The sequence below is a fragment of the Acinetobacter sp. CIP 51.11 genome, from assembly GCF_000369665.1.
GTDB lineage: Bacteria > Pseudomonadota > Gammaproteobacteria > Pseudomonadales > Moraxellaceae > Acinetobacter > Acinetobacter lwoffii_S.
In genome coordinates this window covers 1,262,183-1,280,121 of sequence record NZ_KB850129.1, presented here as the reverse complement: position 1 = coordinate 1,280,121, position 17,939 = coordinate 1,262,183, and the positions used below count along the sequence as shown (strand labels likewise).

Here is a 17,939-nt window from a genome sequence, read left to right as displayed (position 1 = left end):
AGCACTTTAAAAACTCAGCCTGTATTAGAATTAATTGCAAATGAATACACAACGCGAACAATTGATACAATCTTGGATTGCCTCTGTACTCGGTTCAGATCAATTTGAAACTCATTTTTTAGCAGGTGATGCCAGCTTCCGTCGTTATGCACGAATCAAACTGAATAATAAAACATTTATGCTGATGGATGCACCACCAGAAAAAGAAGATTGTGTGCCTTTTGTGACGATAGATGAGTTTTTTGATGTACATGGCGTGCGCGTTCCGCATATCGTGGCAAAAGACCTGGAAAATGGCTTTTTACTGCTCGAAGACTTTGGTGATGTGCTGCTGTCGAATCTGCTGAATGACGAGACTGTAGATGCCTATTATGAGCAAAGCTTTAAGCAGCTCATTCAACTACAATCGATTGCTGGAGAAGGGCATTTCCCGGCATATTCTTATGAAAAACTGATCTCGGAAATGGAATTGCTGACTGACTGGATGTTACCAGCGTTAAAGGTTCAACTGACTGAATCAGAAAGCGCCTTGATCAAACGCACTTTTGCGATTTTGGCGAATGCCGCATTGGCACAGCCACAGGTGATCGTGCATCGGGATTTCCATAGTCGTAACTTGATGAAAATCGACAATGAAACCGAACTCGGTGTGATTGATTTTCAGGATGCTGTGATTGGTGCGGATACTTATGACTTGATCTCGATTACCCGTGATGCCTATGTACAGTGGAATGCCGATCGTGTGTATCGCTGGTTCAAAAACTTTTATGACTTGTTGCCAGCATCTGCTAAAGAAGAGCGTGACTTTGAACAGTTTAAAAAAGACGCCGACATGATGGCGATTCAGCGTCATATCAAGATCCTCGGTATTTTTGTGCGTCTATTTGAACGTGATGGCAAGTCGGGTTATCTCAAAGATTTACCACGTGTCATGTGGTATCTGCTCGAGGAATCTAAAGCCTATACTGAACTTCAGCCATTCATGCAGTTTATGCATGACAGAGTGATGGCTGCATTCGAAGCCAAATATGGGTCATATGAGGTGGCTGCCTAAATGAAAGCGATGATTTTGGCCGCAGGACTCGGTAATCGTATGCGGCCGCTAACGCTGCATACGCCAAAGCCTTTGCTGGAAGTTGGGGGCAAGCCCTTAATTGTCTGGCATATAGAGAAACTGGCTGCGATCGGTGTTACTGAAATTGTCATCAATACGGCTTGGCTCGGTGAAAAACTCGCAGAAGCTTTGGGCGATGGTTCACGATTTGGCATTAACATCCTTTGGTCACATGAGGGTGAAGGTCTGGAAACCGCTGGTGGAATCATTAATGCCTTGCCGCTACTCGGTGATGAACCTTTTATTCTGTTAAATGGTGATGTCTGGACCACGATGGATTTTGCACCTTTACTGGATATTGATCTAAAGGATAATTTGGCGCATCTCGTACTTGTGCAGAACCCTGAACAACACCCAGAGGGTGATTTCACGCTTGCAGAAGGTAAAGCTTATACCTTTGATCAGCAAGTCGGAGGTGAGAACCTGACTTTTAGTGGTGTATCCGTACTTGATCCGAAGATGTTCCAAGTCTTAGAGACTGGCAAACGTCCTTTGGCTCCGTTGCTAAAAGCAGCAATGCAGAATCAGCAGGTTGCAGCTTCTAAACTGGCAGGCATTTGGGTTGACGTAGGAACCCCAGAGCGTTTAACGGCACTGGATACGGCGATCCGTGAAGGGAAGTTTGCTTAAGTGAATATTCGCTAAGCACTGCCTACTGTGCCAATATAGAGAAAACGGTATACTTCCACCTAACTTTTTCGAGCGTAGATTGTTTATGCACATGTTTTTTCAAGAACTAAAGCAGGGTAGCCAGGCTTTGGGTTTAGAGCTATCTGATGAAGCTTTAAATTTATTACTCAAGTATCAGGATGCTTTGGTGCTGTGGAACAAAGCATACAATTTGACTGCAATCCGTGATCCTAAAGAAATGCTGGTCAAGCATCTACTCGACAGTTTAAGTATTTTAAAGGACTTGCCTGCGGGCAGATTGCTGGATATCGGCACAGGTGGTGGTATGCCGGGCATGATCATTGCTTTATGTCAGCCTGAGCGTGAATGTGTATTGCTGGACTCAAACGGTAAAAAAATTCGTTTCCTCAAGCAGTTTATTGCTGACTTGAAACTTAAAAATGTCATTGCCGTGCAAACGCGTGTAGAAAATGAAGACAGCATCAATGAGCTGGGTCAATTTGATGTGATTACTAGTCGTGCCTTTGCATCATTAACAGACTTTGTTGATGCTTCTAAGCCATATATGCATGAGCAAACGATTATTGCCTCAATGAAAGGCTTAATTCCTGAAGATGAAGTTGCTACTTTAAAAAATGAATTTAGTTGTGAGATTATTGAACTTAAAGTTCCGCGCTTAGACGAACAGCGTCATTTACTTCTATTAAAACGTATTTAAGATTTTTAAAGGGATTGGGGGCAACATGGCACAAATTATTGCGATTGCAAACCAAAAAGGTGGTGTCGGTAAAACCACAACCGCAGTAAATTTGGCGGCATCTTTAGCTGTGTTAAAAAAACGTGTTTTGCTGGTCGATATGGATTCGCAAGGCAATGCGACCATGGGGTCTGGCATTCAGAAGAATGACCTGCTTTATTCGGTTACCGATGTACTGCTGGGTGAAGTACCGATTGAAACGGCGATCTCTAAAGCAGAAGTCGGCTACAAGGTTCTTGGGGCAAACCGTGATCTGGCTGGGGTTGAGCTTGCGATTGCAGAGCAGGAAGGGCGCGAGTTCATTTTGCGTGATGCATTGCAGGAAATTGAAGGTTCGTTCGACTATATCATTGTCGACTGTGCACCAAGTTTAAGCCTGATTACTGTCAATGCTTTGGCTGCAGTGGATGGTGTGCTGATTCCAATGCAATGTGAATACTATGCACTGGAAGGTCTGGCTGATTTAACCCAAACCATCGACCGAATTCAACAGGCCTTGAATCCAGATCTGCAAATAGTTGGTGTATTACGCACCATGTACGATGCACGCAATGCCTTGACCCGTGACGTATCTGAAGAATTAGAACAATATTTTGGTAAAAAACTGTATGAAACCGTGATTCCACGAAATATCCGTCTGGCTGAAGCGCCGGCGCACGGTTTGCCAGTGATTTATTTTGAAAAAAGTTCAAAGGGTGCGGTTGCTTACTTAAATCTGGCAGCTGAAGTATTAAAGAAAAGCAAAGTGAAAAAAGGAAGTAAAGCATGACCGTCAAGAAACGTGGACTCGCCAAAGGTCGTGGCTTGGATGCCTTGCTGGGATCAATTCAAAAAGAAAAATTACAGATGGAAGCCCAAGGCATTGATCATGGTCAGCTAAAACAGATCGATGTAAACTTGCTCAAGCGCGGTGAATACCAGCCACGCCGTTATATTAACGAGCAGGATTTGCAAGAACTGGCGGCATCGATTGAAAAGCATGGCATCATGCAGCCAATCGTGATCCGACCGGTTGACGATGAGCGCTATCCGTATGAAATTATTGCAGGTGAGCGTCGCTGGCGTGCGGCACAGTTAGCGGGTTTAACCGAAATTCCTGCGATTGTACGGGATCTGAATGATCAGGTTGCCATTGCACTGGCGCTGATTGAAAACATTCAGCGTCAAGATCTGAATCCGATTGATCAGGCGCTGGCCTTACAGCGTTTCCATGAAGAATTTGGTTTAAGCCATCAGGAGATTGCAGATACCGTTGGTAAAGCGCGTACGACAGTGAGTAACCTGCTTCGTTTGCTCAGCTTGGCTGAAGAAGTGAAAGACTTTATGCAACAAGGTTTGCTGGATATGGGGCATGCACGTGCGATCTTAACCTTAAAAGCTAAAGATCAGCTCAAAGTTGCAGATATCGTAATTGAAAAAAGTCTGTCTGTGCGTCAAACCGAGCAGTTAGTCCGTGATTTCAATACACCTAAACAAGAAAAAGTAAAAGAAGCGGTAGCACCAGATATTCAGCAATTGACCCAGCGCCTTTCAGAGCGTTTCAGTGCAGATGTTAAAATTGACTATAACAAGCAAGGTAAAGGGAAACTGGTTATTAGCTATCACTCTTTAGAAGAACTTGATGGCATTCTTTCTATTTTAGAAGATGAATAATTTATATATTTTTTTTATTGGGGAATAAATTAGATGTGGGAATTGGTTAAAGCAGGTGGTTGGCTCATGCTGCCCCTGGTCTTGTGTTCTATCTTTATGCTGGCGATTTCGATCGAGCGCCTGATCCGCCTGAAAAAGAACGTAGTACTTCCGTCGATCCTGTTGATGGGGCCTTCGCAAAATACAGCACAAGTCATGCAAAAAATGAATCAAAGTGCGGCCTTAAAGCAAAGCACTTTGGGCCGGGTATTGGCTGCGGGCTATACTAGTAAGCCGCAGGGTGAGCAGTATGCTCGCGCGCAGATGGAAGTGGTGGCGTCACAGGAAATCGGTTATCTGGAAAAAAATATTAATTTTCTGGGCACGTTGAGTGCAGTTGCGCCTTTACTCGGTTTGTTGGGGACCGTACTTGGGATTATTGAGTCTTTCCTGATGATCGATGTGGGAACTGGAAGTGATCCGGTCTTGATGATGCCCGGTATTTCCAAGGCTTTAATTACCACGGCAGCCGGTATGCTGATTGCAATTCCTGCACTGTTTGCTCACCGTTATTTTCAGCGTCTTGTTCAGGAATATGTGGCTGAACTTGAGCAGCAAGCGACTTTGTTTCATGCGGATCTTTTTTATCGTAATCATGCGGACATAGATCAAGACATGCAAAAAGCCAGCTAGGAGGCGGATGATGAAATTCAAACGCAACCAGGTGGAAGATGTACATATTAATCTGACACCGATGATTGATTGTCTGCTGTTTATTCTGGTCTTTTTACTTTTGTCGACGACATTTAGCCAAATGAGCCGAATGAATCTGACCTTGCCGGATGCGCAAGGTGTACCGCCTAAAAGCTATGATCAGAAAGTTGAAGTGATTGTGGATGCCAATGGTCATTACGCAGTCAATGGTCAATCCTTGGCCAGTAAGGAAGTCGCGGATTTAAATACTGCAATTAAACAGATTTCTAATGAACGCCGTGATTTAATGTTTGTCATTGCAGCTGATGCAAAAGCCAGCCATCAGGACGTGATTCGTGTCATGGATGTGGCCGGGCAGCTCGGCTTTGTAAATATTAATATCAGTACCAAAGTACCCACCCGAGGTTATTAGTGAAGCACGATTTTAAGGTCTATCTTCGCCTTTTAAGTTATTTAAAACCGTTTTGGGGCATTGCATTGCTTGTCCTGCTGGGTTTTTCTATTAATGCCGCTACGGAAGTCTCTGTCGCTAAATTACTGGAATATATTATTGAGGCGATTCAAAATAAAGACCAGAGTTTCACATCACTTTTCCCGTTTTTAGTGGTCATACTCATGTTCTTCCGGGGCCTGGGTTTGTTCATGGGTGGATATTTTACTGCGGTAATTTCCCGGAATCTGGTATTCAACATCCGTCAGGAAGTTTTTGCAAAATTGCTGCGTTTACCGTCCCAGTATTATCTGGATAATACCAGCGGGCATATTACTGCCAAAATCATGTATAACGTCGAACAGCTAACCGCTGCTTCAACTGAAGCTTTAAGAACCTTGTTGCAACAAGGTTTGATCACTCTGGCATTATTAGGCTACCTGTTGTATACCAACTGGCGTCTGACCATGTGTATCCTGATTTTTGCACCCGTCATTGGCTTTATTATCAGTAAAGCTGCAAGACGGATGCGTAAATTATCGCAGCAAGTGCAAGACACCATGGGTGATGTAAACCATGTGGTGCAGGAAACGGTGAATGCCAACCTGATCGTCAAGGGTTTTGGAGGGCAAAGTTATGAGCAGGAACGCTTTAAACAGAACTCGCTGGAAAACTTGCGTCGTGGCTTGAAAATGGTCGCTGTACAACAGTTGAATAGTCCTGTGGTTCAGCTGATCATGTCGATTTCACTGAGTATTGTGATGTTTATTGCCTTGCGTCCACAAATCTTGGGTGACACCTCTGCCGGTGAATTTGTTGCTTATATTACTGCGGCGGGTATGCTGGCAAGACCAATCAAAGCCTTGACGGATATCAATGAAAAGATTCAACGGGGTATGGCCGCAGCACATTCAGTATTTGAATTGCTGGATATGCCTGAGGAAAAAAATACCGGGACGTTGACTGATAGCCTAAAAGGCGATATCGAGTTTAAAGATGTTAACTTGATTTATGATGATGGCCATCATGCTATTCATGAATTTAATTTGCAGGTCAAGGCCGGTGAAACAGTAGCGCTGGTAGGACGTTCTGGTGCAGGAAAAAGTTCTCTGGTGAATCTGCTGGTGCGTTATCAGGATGCAACTTCTGGGCAGATCTTGCTGGATCAGAAACCGATTGAAGATTTTGAAATTACCGCCTTGCGAACCCAAATTGCCATGGTGAACCAGCAAGTAGTACTGTTTAACCGAACTGTGCGGGAAAATATTGCTTATGGTCAGCTTGAAGGTGCCTCCGATGAAGATATTATCGCGGCAGCAAAGGCAGCCTATGCGCATGATTTTATTATGGCATTGCCGCAAGGTTATGATACTCAGCTGGGTGCCCAGGGTTTAAACCTGTCTGGTGGCCAGCGTCAGCGCATCGCGATCGCACGCGCAATTTTGAAAAATGCCTCTATCCTGATTCTGGATGAAGCGACCAGTGCGCTGGATAACGAGTCGGAATACTTTATTCAGCGTGCCTTTGATAAAGCCATGCAGGACCGTACCACCATCGTAATTGCACATCGTCTATCGACGATTGAAAACGCGGATCGTATTGTGGTTATGGATCAGGGCCGTATTGTTGAGCAGGGCAGTCATGCTGAACTGATTGCGCTACATGGTGCTTATTATCAGTTGCATCAGCGTAACTTTGAGGAACAGTAACTTATGGCACTGGCACAAATCATTCAGGAGGCTTGGAATGCACAGGCAAAGTGGCTGGTGGTGCTGCGTCCTTTGTCATGGTTGTATCGCCTGGGTTTTGTCAGCAATCACTGGCTTTATCAAAAAGGCATTAAAAAAAGTTATAGTGCACCGATTCCCGTTATGGTGATTGGCAATATCACGGTCGGTGGTAGCGGTAAAACACCTTTGCTGATTCATCTGGTGGATTATTTAATCGAGAAAAATGTTCGGGTAGGCGTGATCAGTCGAGGCTATGGCGGCCAAGGTCCATTTCCTGCCTATGTCGACTTTAATACCTTGCCGGAGATTGTCGGAGATGAGCCTGCCTTGATTGTGCAGGCAACAGGTGTGCCGATGGCAGTTGGTCCCAACCGGCAGAAAAGTATCGAGTTATTGCTGCACAAACATGAACTGGATCTGATTATCTGTGATGATGGCCTGCAGCATTGGGCCTTGAATCGCCAGATTGAGTGGATTGTGCTGGATAATAATCGCGGTCTGGGTAATCAGAAACTGCTTCCAGAAGGTTATCTACGTGAACCAGTGACCCGTTTGAAAACGGGAACCGTAATTGAGCATTCGGCTAACCCAAGCTCTGAACTGCATATGCATCTGGCTGCATCACAGCCTTATTTGCTTAATCAGGACAACAATAAAATCTTTGATCCTCAAGCGGCTTTTTATGCGGTAGTCGGCATTGGCTTTCCACAGCGGTTTTATCAGACCTTGCAAAATTTAGGCATAGAACAATTTCAGTGTCATGAGTTTCCAGACCATCATGACTATGACATTGAAGATTTACAGTTCGATGATAACAATCCGATTATTACCACTGAAAAAGACGCAATAAAAATTATGGCGCTACTTAAACAATATCCAGATTTTAAACAGGATATCTGGGTGGTGCCAGTCGATGCAGTCCTATCGCCAGCCTGCTATACAGTCTTGCAGCAACAGTTACAACAATACGGTATTCAAATTTCTTAAGGCTCATTCATTATGAAACACATTGTTATTCCTGCACGTTTCGCCAGTTCACGTTTACCGGGTAAACCTTTGCTGGAAATTCATGGTCGTCCCATGATTCTGCGGGTAGTGGACCAAGCCAAAAAAGTGCAAGGTTTTGACGATCTGTGTGTGGCAACTGATGATGAGCGTATTGCAGCCGTTTGCCGTGCTGAAGGCATTGATGTGGTGATTACCTCAGCGGATCATCCTTCAGGCACAGACCGCTTGAGTGAAGTGGCTCGAACTAAAGGCTGGGCCAGTGATGACATCATTGTCAATGTACAGGGGGATGAACCTTTACTGCCGGCGCAACTGGTAAAACAGGTTGCTCAACTCTTGGAAGATCAGCCTGAATCTTCCATGTCGACGCTATGTGAGCCGATCCATCAACTGGATGAATTCAAACGCGACAGCATTGTAAAAGTCGTAATGTCAAAACAGCAGCAGGCACTGTATTTTAGCCGTGCTACCATTCCTTATGACCGTGATGGCGCGAAACTCGCTGAACCGAAGCTGCATGATCAGGCCTATCGTCATTTAGGTCTATATGCCTATCGGGTAAAACTGTTGCAAGAATATGTGACCTGGGAAATGGGTGTGCTGGAGAAACTGGAATCTCTAGAACAGTTACGGGTACTGGAAAATGGACACCGTATTGCCATTGCGGTGGCTGAAGCCAATTTGCCGCCAGGGGTAGATACTCAGGAAGATCTGGATCGCCTGAATCAGATGGATCTTTCCCATTTTGCCTAAGAAGAGTCAAATACATGCCTTTTGATGTCAATGCACATATCTATCCATGGCAGCAACAGGTTTGGGAAACCCTGACCGGGCGCTTTCCCAAGCTTGGACATGGTTTATTGTTTTATGGAAAAAAAGGCTGTGGTAAAGAAGCGTTTACCCAACAGTTTCTGGCTTGGGTGTTATGCCTGAATCGTCAGCCTGCCGGGCCATGTGGTGAATGCAGTAGCTGTCAATGGTTAAAGGCAGACACCCATCCCAACTATGTGCATATCAGTACCGATGACGACAATAAAAAACAGAATGCCAAAATCAAGATCGAGAAGATTCGCGATCTGCTGCCTTTTGTGCAACAGACTGTAGATGGCTGGCGCGTGATTGTGATTGAGCCGGCAGAAGCCTTGAATATTGCCTCTGCCAATGCCTTACTCAAAACACTGGAAGAACCCGGTGATAATACGGTCATTATTTTACTGGCGAATCATTATTTAAAATTGCCCGCGACTATACGCAGTCGTTTGCAGCATTTTGCTTTGGACCGGATTTCCGCAGAACAATTTAGCGATTATGTCCAGAATCAGCTCCCAGATGCAGGTGCTAGCCAACAACAGTTATTGATGAACCTGTCCAATCAGATGCCGTTACAGGCACTAGAGGTTGCACAAAGTGCCTGGCTGCCACTACGTCAGGAATTCCTGCAAGACTGGCAAAAACTGGTCATGCAAAAAAATATGCTGATGGCAATTGCGACCAAATGGAATAAAAACCTGAATTTTGGTGACTTTGCTCAAATGTTTGAATACTTGTTGTCCGATTTAATTTGTGTCAAGCTAAATCAGACGGTGAAAAACATTGATCTTGAATTCAATGTACTTGCCGAACAATATTCATTAGAAGCACTTTTTAAAATTTATGAAGATTTTCAGCGCGCTAAACAATTCCTTGAACAGAATGTCCAAAGCAATCTGGTTATTGATGAATTGTTTATCAAGCTGATGAATCTTTAATTAAGGGGAAATCACATGCAACCACGTATGGGCGGTATTATTCAGGCCAATATTCCTGACATCGAAACACTGTTTGCCAGCTATATGCCTTATGTTGTGGGTGGTGGGCTTTTTATTCCTTCCAAGCAGCCGGTCAAACTGGGCGAAGAAGTTTTTGTATTGACAACTTTGCCTGACCAGACCCAGAAAATTCCTTTAACTGGTAAAGTCATCTGGGTCTCGCAAAAGCAGAATGGCATCAAGCCCCAAGGCTTTGGCATCCAGTTAAGCGGTGAAAAAGGCGTTTATTTCAAAAATGAAGCAGATCGTCTGGTTGCGGGTCTTAAATCTGAAGGACGTAAAAGTTACACTATGTAGTTAATTTACCCTTGGTAGGAACGCATCGTGTTTGTAGATACTCATTGTCATTTAACCCTGCTTGATTTGACACCATATCATGGTGATCTGGACCAAGCATTGGCTCAGGCTCGTGAAGCCGGTGTTTCCAAATTCATGAGTATCTCGGTCGATCTGGATGATCATATCGAGCTGGCCAAAATTGCCGCGCGTCATGCAGATGTCGGCTATACCGTTGGCGTACATCCTTGCGAAGATGCTGCAACCATGGCGCGTGCCACGACTGAATATCTGGTCGAGCTGGCACAACCGGAGAAAGTCTGGGCGCTCGGTGAAACAGGTCTGGACTATTACCACAGTACCGATTTTATTGCAGAGCAAAAAGCCTGTTTCGCCCGGCATATCCATGCGTCACAAATCACCAAAAAACCTGTAGTCGTTCATACCCGTTCCGCCAAGCATGATACCGTCGATATTATTCGCGCGGAAAAATCTACGCATGGCATTCTGCACTGTTTTACCGAGGACTGGGAAACCGCTAAAGCGGTACTGGATTGCGGCTATTATGTGTCATTTTCCGGAATTGTTTCATTTAAAAATGCGCAGGATCTGCGTGATGTCGCCAAACAGGTTCCGCTGGATCGTGTGCTGATTGAAACCGATAGTCCTTATCTTGCGCCAATGCCGTATCGTGGCAAATCTAATGAGCCTAAATACGTTCCTTATGTAGCCAAAGCGCTTTGCGATGTATATGATAAGTCACTGGAAGAAATGGCTTATATCACAAAGCAGAACTTTGAAAATCTTCTGAATTTAAAGTAAATAAAGTTATATAAAGTACAAAGAGAGTTTATAGGGTGAAGATGGATCGTCAAGCTCAGTTTCGAGCAAGAGAAACCTTGATTTTTCAAGTAGCAGAGCAACTCCTGTTAGAAAATGGTGAAGCAGGAATGACGCTTGATGCGCTTGCCGCCGAGCTTGATCTGGCCAAAGGGACACTTTATAAACATTTCCAGAGTAAAGATGAACTATACATGCTGCTGATTATCCGAAATGAGCGCATGTTGCTGGAAATGATTCAGGATAGCGATAAAGCCTTTCCTGAACATCTGGCCTTCTTTATGCTGCATCATTTGCATCATCCTGAACGTACTGTGCTGTTTCATCAAATTGAAGAACGCCTGTCGACGACTGGGGTTGGAATCCAGCACCTGTTTAGCGAACTTTATCAGGTGCGCAAACAGCGCTTACGCCTGATTATCCGTATGACAGAAACTTATCTGGCATCGATCAACAGCCGCATGTCGGTACGCGATTATCTAGCGTCGATCTGGTCGCTGACCCATGGTGCAGCCGCAATTCTCAATTCCAGTTTCTATCAGCGTTACTTGGGTTCACGCGATACCTTGCGTGTGGCCTATATCGATCAGGCGCTGGCTTTGCCCAAGCAGGTGCATTCTGCCGACCAGTTTGTCTAAGGTTGTCCTATGATCAGATCACCTCACAGTGCAGTTCGTGGCTTTACCTTAATCGAATTGATGGTGGTGATTGTGATTATGGGAATTATGGCTTCACTAGTGCTGCTGAATACCAGTGGTGTCGATCAGCGCAAAGCGATGCAGGCACGGGAAATTTTATTGGTGGACTTGCAACGGGTGCTACGCGAGGCTAATGACCAATCCAGAATACTCGCGCTTGACGTTCAATCAGCGACAGATGTCACGCCATTTCGCTATGGAATTATAGAATATCGTTCGGCAGCGCAGACTGAACCGAACCTGCAAAATGAGAAATGGCAAAATTATGCAGATTTTAAATTGCGTAGTTTGCCTGATCATATTTCCTTTCAAATTCAGGCACTGGAACAGCAGCGTTATGCCAGGGCACAAAATCGTGACCTGACTCAGGCAAATTCACCTCAATTAATCTGGCTCGGCAATGGTGAAGTCAAACCGGTGCGGATTCAGTTCTTTTTAGAAGACCGTGAAGTGGGTGCTGCGATTGAGATTGATCATCTGGGTAAAATCAATGAAATCTAGATATTTCAAGCAGAGCGCTGGGTCTGGTGTAATCAAGTTGTTTAAGGCGAGTGTTCATGGATTTGATCATGTGTGCTGCAAGCATAGGACTTCGTCTTGCGCTGCTATCGGACTTTCTTGCGCGACAATGTCGCTCAGGTCGAGTGTTACTCGACTTAATCGTGCCTCAGGTTTTACTTTGTTGGAAGTCATGGTGGCCTTGGCAATTTTTGCAACCGCAGCTATGACCCTGACCAAAGTCGCAATGCAATATACCCAGTCGACCTCGAATGCCATTCTACGTACCAAAGCACAGTTTGTTGCCTTAAATGAAGTGGCGCAAATGGAAATCAATCAGGAATGGATGGAAGGGACGGCTTCCAAACAGCTGACCCAGCAAGGTGAAACCTGGCAGATCGATAAACGCAGTGAACCGACGGTCAGTCCGAATGTTCAGCGAATCGAGCTGCAGGTGAGTCTGGTTAATCAGGACAGTGGTCAGGTGGAATCTGGTATCAGCAGCCTGATGTTCTTTAATCATCGTATGAACAATACTCCATGAAGTCTAAAGGATTTACTCTGGTTGAATTATTGGTCGCAATTGCGATCTTTGCAGTGCTGTCTGCTTTGGGTTGGAAAGTTTTTGATTATATTGTCAAAACGAAAGATCAGAATGTGATTCATGAACAGCGTTTAGGTCAGTTACAGCAAACCTATCAGCAGATTCTGCGAGATACCGTACAGGCAGTACCCTTAACGGCCAACATCAATGGCGATATTCAACCGGCTCTGGTGCTGCAGAACGGACGTTTTAACTTTAGTAAAACCGGGGTAACTGATCCTTTAGAAGAAGGGATTTCCCCAGATGAACGCATTGAATATCAGTACCGAGCCGATGAGCAGAAACTTTATCGCTTGAAATACCGGAATCTAAATCAGACAGGTCAAGATCAGCCCGAATCCAGTGTTTTATTGTCGGAAGTGGAACAATTCCAGATCGTCGTACTCAATCCGAATGAACTCACGCAATGGCCGGATACTTCTACTGATCTGAATCAGTTAGAGCATAAACAGCGTTTGCCTAAAGGGATTAAAATCAATTTAACCGTGAATGGCGTCAGTTATGAATGGATGTTCAGTTTATTAAATACGGACTTTTTGCTTGATACTCAGAACACCGGTCAACCCAGCTCAGAATAATAAGAAATGAAAATGAATAAAGCGATCATGATCAAACAGCAGCAGGGCATTGCACTGATTACCATTCTGGTGATGGTAGCGCTAGCGACTATTCTGGCGGCTACGATTGCGCAACGTCAAGCTGCAACTGCTGAAAGCACTGCCTATTTGATGCGACAAAACCAGTCCTTAATGTATGCAAAAAGTGCTGAGGCCTTTTTTTCTGAATTGCTGGTCGATGATGCTGAAAATGCTGCAGAGGTCGACCATCTGCAGGAAACCTGGGCGCAACCCATGCCGGCTTTTCCGGTAGATGACGGTTATGTCTCCGGAATTGTGCAGGATGAATCGGGAAAGTTTAATTTAAATAGCCTGATCACCGCCGAAGGTACGGTGAATGAAAATGCCAAGGCATGGTTCGAGCTGATTCTAAAATGTGCCGGTTTGCCGGAACAGCTCAGTGAAGCAGTCATTGACTGGCAGGATCAGGATGAGTTGACCAGTGGGGCTATGGGCGCTGAGTCAAATTATTATCAGGGTATACCCAATGCTGCTTTGCCACCGAATGCCAAATTTCATAGTATCGAAGAGTTAAAGCTGGTACGCGGTTTTGAAGAGAATAAATACAAGCTGGTTGAACCTTATTTAACTGCAGCGCCGCTGCAGGAGAGTCCAGTGAATATCAATACAGCTTCAGCTTTTCTTTTGGCCAGTATGGATGAAAAACTGGACGTAAATGCCGTGCAGCAATTGCTGGATCAGCGACAGGCCAATCTGGAGCACTTCTCTAATGTTTCTGAGCTATGGTCACTTGAGCCTTTCGCCCAAGTGGAGGCGGGCAAGCGCAATCTGTTAAATAGTCAGCTCGGGGTGCAATCCAATTATTTTAAAGCTCGGATTGAAGTGGTTTTAAGTGAGCGCAAGCGCCAATTTAGCAGTGATCTAGTCCGTCAGGACAAACAGGTTTATGTGGCCTACCGTAGCATGGCACCATTTTAATTTTAGCTCATGAATTGTACAGGCTGTATAAGCGAAAATGCCGGGCTGATGCCTTTTTCCTATCATGCTAAACAGCAAAATTAATCCTCAAAGCTTTACTTTTGCTTTATAATCAAAATTAATTCACCTATTTTTTGACGACATTACGGCATATGTTAATTCGTAAGTTATTTAAGTTTGAGAATGCTCATATTGTGCGTAACTGCACGTCAGATCGCTGTAAGCGTTCGATCCATGGCCATAGTTATAAAGTCGAGTTATTGCTAAAAGCCTCGAAGCTAGATCATGGTCAAATGGTCTATGACTTTGGTCTGCTTAAAAGTGTGATTAAGGATTTCTTTGATTCTTTCGATCATGCTATCTGCTTCTGGCAAAATGACGATCCGGAATATATTCAGGCCTGCAAGGATTTTAGTGCGCGCTGGGTGTCTTTGCCGGTATCGCCATCAGCAGAACAGTTTTCTCGTATTTTCTTCTTTCTGGCACAGCAGGTGCTGGCATCGACGGTGACACAAAATGGTGAAGGCGATGTCGAAGTCTATTCTGTGATTGTGCATGAAACCGATACCGGCTATGCACAAAGCTTTTTAGAAGATATTCAAAATGAACAGATGGGAATTTTGAGTCTGGAGCAACTTGAGTTCTCTGAACAAGTGCAAGCTGAATGGACAGATCCGGACATGTTTGCCAAGCTCAAACAGGGCACACCATTTCATAACCCTACAGTAGATTTACAGGTACAGATTTAAAGTCTGCGTGACTTTAAATCCATTGACATAGATTTAGGATTGAAGAATGTCTTTAAATGAACAGCAACTGGCCAAGCTGAATAAAGTTCAGCTGGATGAAAGCTGGAAATATGGATTGAGTGAATTTTTGCTCAGTCCGAAAATGGATGAATTAAAAGCATTTCTCGTTGAAGAAAAAAAAGCAGATAAAATCATTTATCCTCCCAATCATCTGATTTTTAATGCTTTGAATACCACACCGCTAGATCGGGTAAAAGTGGTGATTTTAGGGCAAGATCCTTATCATGGCCCAAATCAGGCGCATGGATTAAGCTTTTCCGTGCAAAAGGGGGTTGCATTACCACCATCTTTGCGTAATATTTTTCATGAGTTACATGCTGATGTCGGGGTTGAAAGACCGAAGCATGGTGACTTGACGCATTGGGCAGAGCAGGGTGTACTTCTGTTAAATGCAGTACTGACCGTCGAAGCAGGTCAGCCGACTTCGCATCAAAAGCGTGGTTGGGAAGAATTTACCGATCACGTCATTGATGTATTAAATGAACAGCGTGAACATATTGTCTTTATTCTTTGGGGCGCATACGCACAGCGTAAAGGACAGCGCATTAATCAAGACAAGCATCTCGTGTTAAAGGCAGCACATCCATCGCCTTTGGCCGCAAACCGTGGTGGTTTTTTTGGTTGTAAAGTATTTTCAAAATCGAATAACTACCTCAAACAACATGGCATTGAGCCTATAGATTGGCAGCTGGACGCATGAAATATTCTCCCCTTACTAAACATTATCATCCGGATTTGATTGTTGAAGAAGCGCACAATGGTTGGCGTATCGTTCGTTTAAATCGCCCGAAATCTTTGCATGCGCTGGATGAGTCGATCGCTTCCGCACTCTTGGAAGTATTTCAGGACTTTCATCATGATGACAGCGTAAAAGCCATCTGGCTCGATTCAACCACACCGAAAGCGTTCTGTGCGGGTGGGGATGTGCGTAAACTGCGTCAGTTAGTGATTAATGATGAAGTGGCGGCTGCCAATAAGTTTTTTGAACAAGAATATGCACTCGATCTGTTATTGCATAATTATGCCAAACCCGTTTTAGTCTGGGGTGAAGGTTATGTGATGGGTGGTGGCTTGGGCCTGTTTATGGCAGCGCCTTTCCGTTTAGTGACGCCGTATTCGCGTTTGGCGATGCCTGAAATTAATATCGGTTTGTATCCAGACGTGGGTGCAACCCGCTTCTTAGCAGATCGTGGTGCGATTGGTCTATTTACTGGCTTGACCGGTTCGATCATGACCGCTGCGGGCGCTTATGGGATTGGCTGGGCAACGCATATTTGTGATGCACAGCGTGATTCAGTTTTGGATAAAGTCATTAATATCGACTGGGAGCATTATCCTGCAGGTGACTTTCGTGCCATTGATGATACCCTGAATAGTATGCACCGTCCAGTCGGCCCAGGACCGCTGCAAAACTCCTTGGATGTGATTCATAGTGTTTGCCGTGGTATCAACTTTGAGCATGATTATGAGTCGATTATTGGCCTGAGTGATGCGCGTAGTGACTGGTTGCGTCAGGCCAGTGAAAACCTGAAAAAAGGTTCGCCGACTACCGCAGCCTTGACCTGGCTATTATGGCAATGGGGTAAGCAGGTACATTCCTGGAATGAAGTTTTCGAGCTGGAAGTTCAAATTTCTGACTGGAAAATCCGTCATCATGATTTTGTCGAGGGAGTGCGAGCGCGTCTGGTCGATAAAGACCTTAGTCCTGAGTGGAAAAAAGGTGTAGATATGAGCTTAAAAGGTATCCTGTCTGGAAATCCTCCAGTTACGACTATTGAAAGCTGGAATGAGCTGCTCAAGCATTATGGTGTGATTTAAGCCTCAATGTCCGAAACACAATTTACAGATGAATACTGGATGCAGCGTGCTTACGAGCAGGCTGCACTTGCTGCTGCACAGGGAGAAATCCCCGTCGGGGCAATTATCGTCAGTCAGAATCAGATCATTGGTCAGGGATTTAATGCGCCCATCTCGTTGAATGATCCGACTGCGCATGCTGAAATTGTTGCACTACGTGATGCCTGTCAAAACATCCAGAATTATCGTTTACCTGATGATGCAGTGCTTTATGTGACTTTAGAGCCGTGCACCATGTGTGTTGGTGCGCTGGTGCATTCACGGGTTTCACGGGTAGTATTTGGCGCATTTGAAGCGAAAGCAGGTTCACTGGTGAGTGCGCGTCAACTGTTTGAAACCGGTTATTATAATCACGTATTTTCTTTCCAGGCAGGCTGCATGCAGCAGCAATGCTCTGAACAGCTCAGTGCATTTTTTAAGTTGCGTCGCGAGCAGAAACGACAATTCAAGTTACAAGAAAAGTTATTAAATACGCAGAAGTAAATTTACTTTATCCGCTAAAATTTTCCCACTTTCAAATATCTGCAATCTTCAGGAACAATAATGAACAGCATCCAAGTAAAAAAAGAATTCCCAGCAGCCCTTGATGATGTCTTCAATTTGATGTCCAAGCATGCCACCTATAATATTGCCTTCGCACCGATGCAGGTCGAACGAATCAAGGATTCTGCGGATGCTGAATATCCTGATGGACTCGGTTCAGTACGTGCAATGGGTATGGGGCCAGTGAAGCCGCTGAAAGAACAAATTACCTTGTTCGAGCCAAATAATCGCATCGAATATCAGATTATTAAAAATCCATTGATCAAGCATCATTTAGGCATTATTGAATTTGAAGCACTGGCTGATGACAAAACGTTAGTAACTTATACGATTGAATTGCAGGCACGTGCGCCTTTTGTGAGTAAATTAATCCTTGCACAGTTACAGGCAGCGATTAAACTAGGCCTGACAAAACTCGCAAAATCTGTTTAAACA

23 protein-coding genes are annotated in these 17,939 nt (G+C 44.5%); all 23 read left to right on the top strand.

Going from position 1 to position 17,939, the window contains the following annotated elements; all coding sequences use genetic code 11:
• The first annotated feature begins 40 nt into the window (after window positions 1–40).
• The 23 genes from F894_RS09805 (at window position 41) to F894_RS09695 (ending at window position 17,936) form a co-directional block, all read left to right on the top strand.
• The gene (locus tag F894_RS09805; RefSeq protein ID WP_005247327.1) at window positions 41–1,054 is read left to right on the top strand and encodes an aminoglycoside phosphotransferase family protein; all 1,014 of its coding nucleotides are present in this window, start codon (window positions 41–43) and stop codon (window positions 1,052–1,054) included.
• Window positions 1,055–1,744, top strand: coding sequence for an N-acetylmuramate alpha-1-phosphate uridylyltransferase MurU (gene murU, locus F894_RS09800; RefSeq protein WP_005247326.1), 690 nt, complete (start codon window positions 1,055–1,057; stop codon window positions 1,742–1,744).
• A gap of 85 nt (window positions 1,745–1,829) precedes the next feature.
• A complete protein-coding gene (gene rsmG / locus F894_RS09795; RefSeq protein ID WP_004645477.1) occupies window positions 1,830–2,462 on the top strand; it encodes a 16S rRNA (guanine(527)-N(7))-methyltransferase RsmG in 633 nt (210 codons plus the stop codon).
• Window positions 2,463–2,487: 25 nt separating this feature from the next.
• Window positions 2,488–3,270: a ParA family protein gene (locus tag F894_RS09790; RefSeq protein WP_004645476.1), complete on the top strand. Its 783-nt coding sequence runs from the start codon at window positions 2,488–2,490 to the stop codon at window positions 3,268–3,270.
• Complete coding sequence (locus tag F894_RS09785) at window positions 3,267–4,154, top strand: ParB/RepB/Spo0J family partition protein (RefSeq protein WP_004645475.1); 888 nt, start codon at window positions 3,267–3,269, stop codon at window positions 4,152–4,154. Before F894_RS09790 ends, F894_RS09785 begins: the two co-directional genes overlap by 4 nt.
• A 33-nt stretch (window positions 4,155–4,187) precedes the next feature.
• The gene (locus tag F894_RS09780; RefSeq protein WP_004278886.1) at window positions 4,188–4,826 is read left to right on the top strand and encodes a MotA/TolQ/ExbB proton channel family protein; all 639 of its coding nucleotides are present in this window, start codon (window positions 4,188–4,190) and stop codon (window positions 4,824–4,826) included.
• A gap of 10 nt (window positions 4,827–4,836) precedes the next feature.
• Window positions 4,837–5,259: an ExbD/TolR family protein gene (locus tag F894_RS09775; RefSeq protein WP_004278885.1), complete on the top strand. Its 423-nt coding sequence runs from the start codon at window positions 4,837–4,839 to the stop codon at window positions 5,257–5,259.
• Window positions 5,259–6,986 (top strand): lipid A export permease/ATP-binding protein MsbA, encoded by a 1,728-nt coding sequence (msbA, locus tag F894_RS09770; RefSeq protein WP_005247324.1) that lies wholly within the window; start codon window positions 5,259–5,261, stop codon window positions 6,984–6,986. The genes F894_RS09775 and msbA overlap by 1 nt, the downstream gene beginning before the upstream one ends.
• Before the next feature lie 3 nt (window positions 6,987–6,989).
• On the top strand, window positions 6,990–7,994 hold the full coding sequence (gene lpxK, locus F894_RS09765; RefSeq protein ID WP_005247323.1) for a tetraacyldisaccharide 4'-kinase: 1,005 nt from the start codon (window positions 6,990–6,992) through the stop codon (window positions 7,992–7,994).
• A gap of 12 nt (window positions 7,995–8,006) precedes the next feature.
• Window positions 8,007–8,768: a 3-deoxy-manno-octulosonate cytidylyltransferase gene (gene kdsB / locus F894_RS09760; protein WP_005106564.1), complete on the top strand. Its 762-nt coding sequence runs from the start codon at window positions 8,007–8,009 to the stop codon at window positions 8,766–8,768.
• A 14-nt stretch (window positions 8,769–8,782) separates the two neighbouring features.
• Window positions 8,783–9,763: a DNA polymerase III, delta' subunit gene (locus F894_RS09755; protein WP_005247322.1), complete on the top strand. Its 981-nt coding sequence runs from the start codon at window positions 8,783–8,785 to the stop codon at window positions 9,761–9,763.
• A gap of 15 nt (window positions 9,764–9,778) precedes the next feature.
• Window positions 9,779–10,120 carry a PilZ domain-containing protein gene (locus tag F894_RS09750; protein WP_004278877.1) on the top strand — a complete coding sequence of 114 codons (342 nt, stop codon included), beginning with the start codon at window positions 9,779–9,781 and terminating at the stop codon, window positions 10,118–10,120.
• Between the two features lie 27 nt (window positions 10,121–10,147).
• Window positions 10,148–10,921 (top strand): TatD family hydrolase, encoded by a 774-nt coding sequence (locus F894_RS09745; protein WP_004278875.1) that lies wholly within the window; start codon window positions 10,148–10,150, stop codon window positions 10,919–10,921.
• Window positions 10,922–10,962: 41 nt separating this feature from the next.
• Entirely contained in the window at window positions 10,963–11,577 is a 615-nt protein-coding gene (locus F894_RS09740) for a TetR/AcrR family transcriptional regulator (RefSeq protein ID WP_004278873.1), read from the top strand.
• A 9-nt stretch (window positions 11,578–11,586) separates the two neighbouring features.
• Window positions 11,587–12,138, top strand: coding sequence for a type II secretion system protein (locus F894_RS09735; protein ID WP_005106567.1), 552 nt, complete (start codon window positions 11,587–11,589; stop codon window positions 12,136–12,138).
• Entirely contained in the window at window positions 12,128–12,679 is a 552-nt protein-coding gene (gene gspI, locus F894_RS09730) for a type II secretion system minor pseudopilin GspI (RefSeq protein WP_416201978.1), read from the top strand. The genes F894_RS09735 and gspI overlap by 11 nt, the downstream gene beginning before the upstream one ends.
• Window positions 12,676–13,317 (top strand): type II secretion system minor pseudopilin GspJ, encoded by a 642-nt coding sequence (gspJ, locus tag F894_RS09725; RefSeq protein WP_005247320.1) that lies wholly within the window; start codon window positions 12,676–12,678, stop codon window positions 13,315–13,317. The genes gspI and gspJ overlap by 4 nt, the downstream gene beginning before the upstream one ends.
• Before the next feature lie 6 nt (window positions 13,318–13,323).
• Window positions 13,324–14,295, top strand: a complete 972-nt coding sequence (gene gspK / locus F894_RS09720; RefSeq protein WP_005247319.1) for a type II secretion system minor pseudopilin GspK — start codon at window positions 13,324–13,326, stop codon at window positions 14,293–14,295.
• Window positions 14,296–14,447: 152 nt separating this feature from the next.
• Complete coding sequence (locus tag F894_RS09715) at window positions 14,448–15,044, top strand: 6-pyruvoyl trahydropterin synthase family protein (RefSeq protein ID WP_005247318.1); 597 nt, start codon at window positions 14,448–14,450, stop codon at window positions 15,042–15,044.
• Window positions 15,045–15,090: 46 nt separating this feature from the next.
• Complete coding sequence (ung, locus tag F894_RS09710) at window positions 15,091–15,804, top strand: uracil-DNA glycosylase (RefSeq protein ID WP_005247316.1); 714 nt, start codon at window positions 15,091–15,093, stop codon at window positions 15,802–15,804.
• Entirely contained in the window at window positions 15,801–16,922 is a 1,122-nt protein-coding gene (locus F894_RS09705) for an enoyl-CoA hydratase/isomerase family protein (protein WP_005247315.1), read from the top strand. Before ung ends, F894_RS09705 begins: the two co-directional genes overlap by 4 nt.
• A gap of 6 nt (window positions 16,923–16,928) precedes the next feature.
• The gene (tadA, locus tag F894_RS09700; protein WP_005106574.1) at window positions 16,929–17,444 is read left to right on the top strand and encodes a tRNA adenosine(34) deaminase TadA; all 516 of its coding nucleotides are present in this window, start codon (window positions 16,929–16,931) and stop codon (window positions 17,442–17,444) included.
• Between the two features lie 60 nt (window positions 17,445–17,504).
• Window positions 17,505–17,936, top strand: a complete 432-nt coding sequence (locus F894_RS09695) for an SRPBCC family protein (protein WP_005247314.1) — start codon at window positions 17,505–17,507, stop codon at window positions 17,934–17,936.
• Window positions 17,937–17,939 lie beyond the last annotated feature (3 nt).

What these genes read in the sequence shown, in the direction of transcription:
- F894_RS09805 (WP_005247327.1), top strand. Translation starts at nt 41, where the DNA reads ATGAATACACAACGCGAACAATTGATACAATCTTGGATTGCCTCTGTA.
- murU (WP_005247326.1), top strand. Translation starts at nt 1,055, where the DNA reads ATGAAAGCGATGATTTTGGCCGCAGGACTCGGTAATCGTATGCGGCCG.
- rsmG (WP_004645477.1), top strand. Translation starts at nt 1,830, where the DNA reads ATGCACATGTTTTTTCAAGAACTAAAGCAGGGTAGCCAGGCTTTGGGT.
- F894_RS09790 (WP_004645476.1), top strand. Translation starts at nt 2,488, where the DNA reads ATGGCACAAATTATTGCGATTGCAAACCAAAAAGGTGGTGTCGGTAAA.
- F894_RS09785 (WP_004645475.1), top strand. Translation starts at nt 3,267, where the DNA reads ATGACCGTCAAGAAACGTGGACTCGCCAAAGGTCGTGGCTTGGATGCC.
- F894_RS09780 (WP_004278886.1), top strand. Translation starts at nt 4,188, where the DNA reads ATGTGGGAATTGGTTAAAGCAGGTGGTTGGCTCATGCTGCCCCTGGTC.
- F894_RS09775 (WP_004278885.1), top strand. Translation starts at nt 4,837, where the DNA reads ATGAAATTCAAACGCAACCAGGTGGAAGATGTACATATTAATCTGACA.
- lpxK (WP_005247323.1), top strand. Translation starts at nt 6,990, where the DNA reads ATGGCACTGGCACAAATCATTCAGGAGGCTTGGAATGCACAGGCAAAG.
- kdsB (WP_005106564.1), top strand. Translation starts at nt 8,007, where the DNA reads ATGAAACACATTGTTATTCCTGCACGTTTCGCCAGTTCACGTTTACCG.
- F894_RS09755 (WP_005247322.1), top strand. Translation starts at nt 8,783, where the DNA reads ATGCCTTTTGATGTCAATGCACATATCTATCCATGGCAGCAACAGGTT.
- F894_RS09750 (WP_004278877.1), top strand. Translation starts at nt 9,779, where the DNA reads ATGCAACCACGTATGGGCGGTATTATTCAGGCCAATATTCCTGACATC.
- F894_RS09740 (WP_004278873.1), top strand. Translation starts at nt 10,963, where the DNA reads ATGGATCGTCAAGCTCAGTTTCGAGCAAGAGAAACCTTGATTTTTCAA.
- F894_RS09735 (WP_005106567.1), top strand. Translation starts at nt 11,587, where the DNA reads ATGATCAGATCACCTCACAGTGCAGTTCGTGGCTTTACCTTAATCGAA.
- gspI (WP_416201978.1), top strand. Translation starts at nt 12,128, where the DNA reads ATGAAATCTAGATATTTCAAGCAGAGCGCTGGGTCTGGTGTAATCAAG.
- gspJ (WP_005247320.1), top strand. Translation starts at nt 12,676, where the DNA reads ATGAAGTCTAAAGGATTTACTCTGGTTGAATTATTGGTCGCAATTGCG.
- gspK (WP_005247319.1), top strand. Translation starts at nt 13,324, where the DNA reads ATGAAAATGAATAAAGCGATCATGATCAAACAGCAGCAGGGCATTGCA.
- F894_RS09715 (WP_005247318.1), top strand. Translation starts at nt 14,448, where the DNA reads ATGTTAATTCGTAAGTTATTTAAGTTTGAGAATGCTCATATTGTGCGT.
- ung (WP_005247316.1), top strand. Translation starts at nt 15,091, where the DNA reads ATGTCTTTAAATGAACAGCAACTGGCCAAGCTGAATAAAGTTCAGCTG.
- F894_RS09705 (WP_005247315.1), top strand. Translation starts at nt 15,801, where the DNA reads ATGAAATATTCTCCCCTTACTAAACATTATCATCCGGATTTGATTGTT.
- tadA (WP_005106574.1), top strand. Translation starts at nt 16,929, where the DNA reads ATGTCCGAAACACAATTTACAGATGAATACTGGATGCAGCGTGCTTAC.
- F894_RS09695 (WP_005247314.1), top strand. Translation starts at nt 17,505, where the DNA reads ATGAACAGCATCCAAGTAAAAAAAGAATTCCCAGCAGCCCTTGATGAT.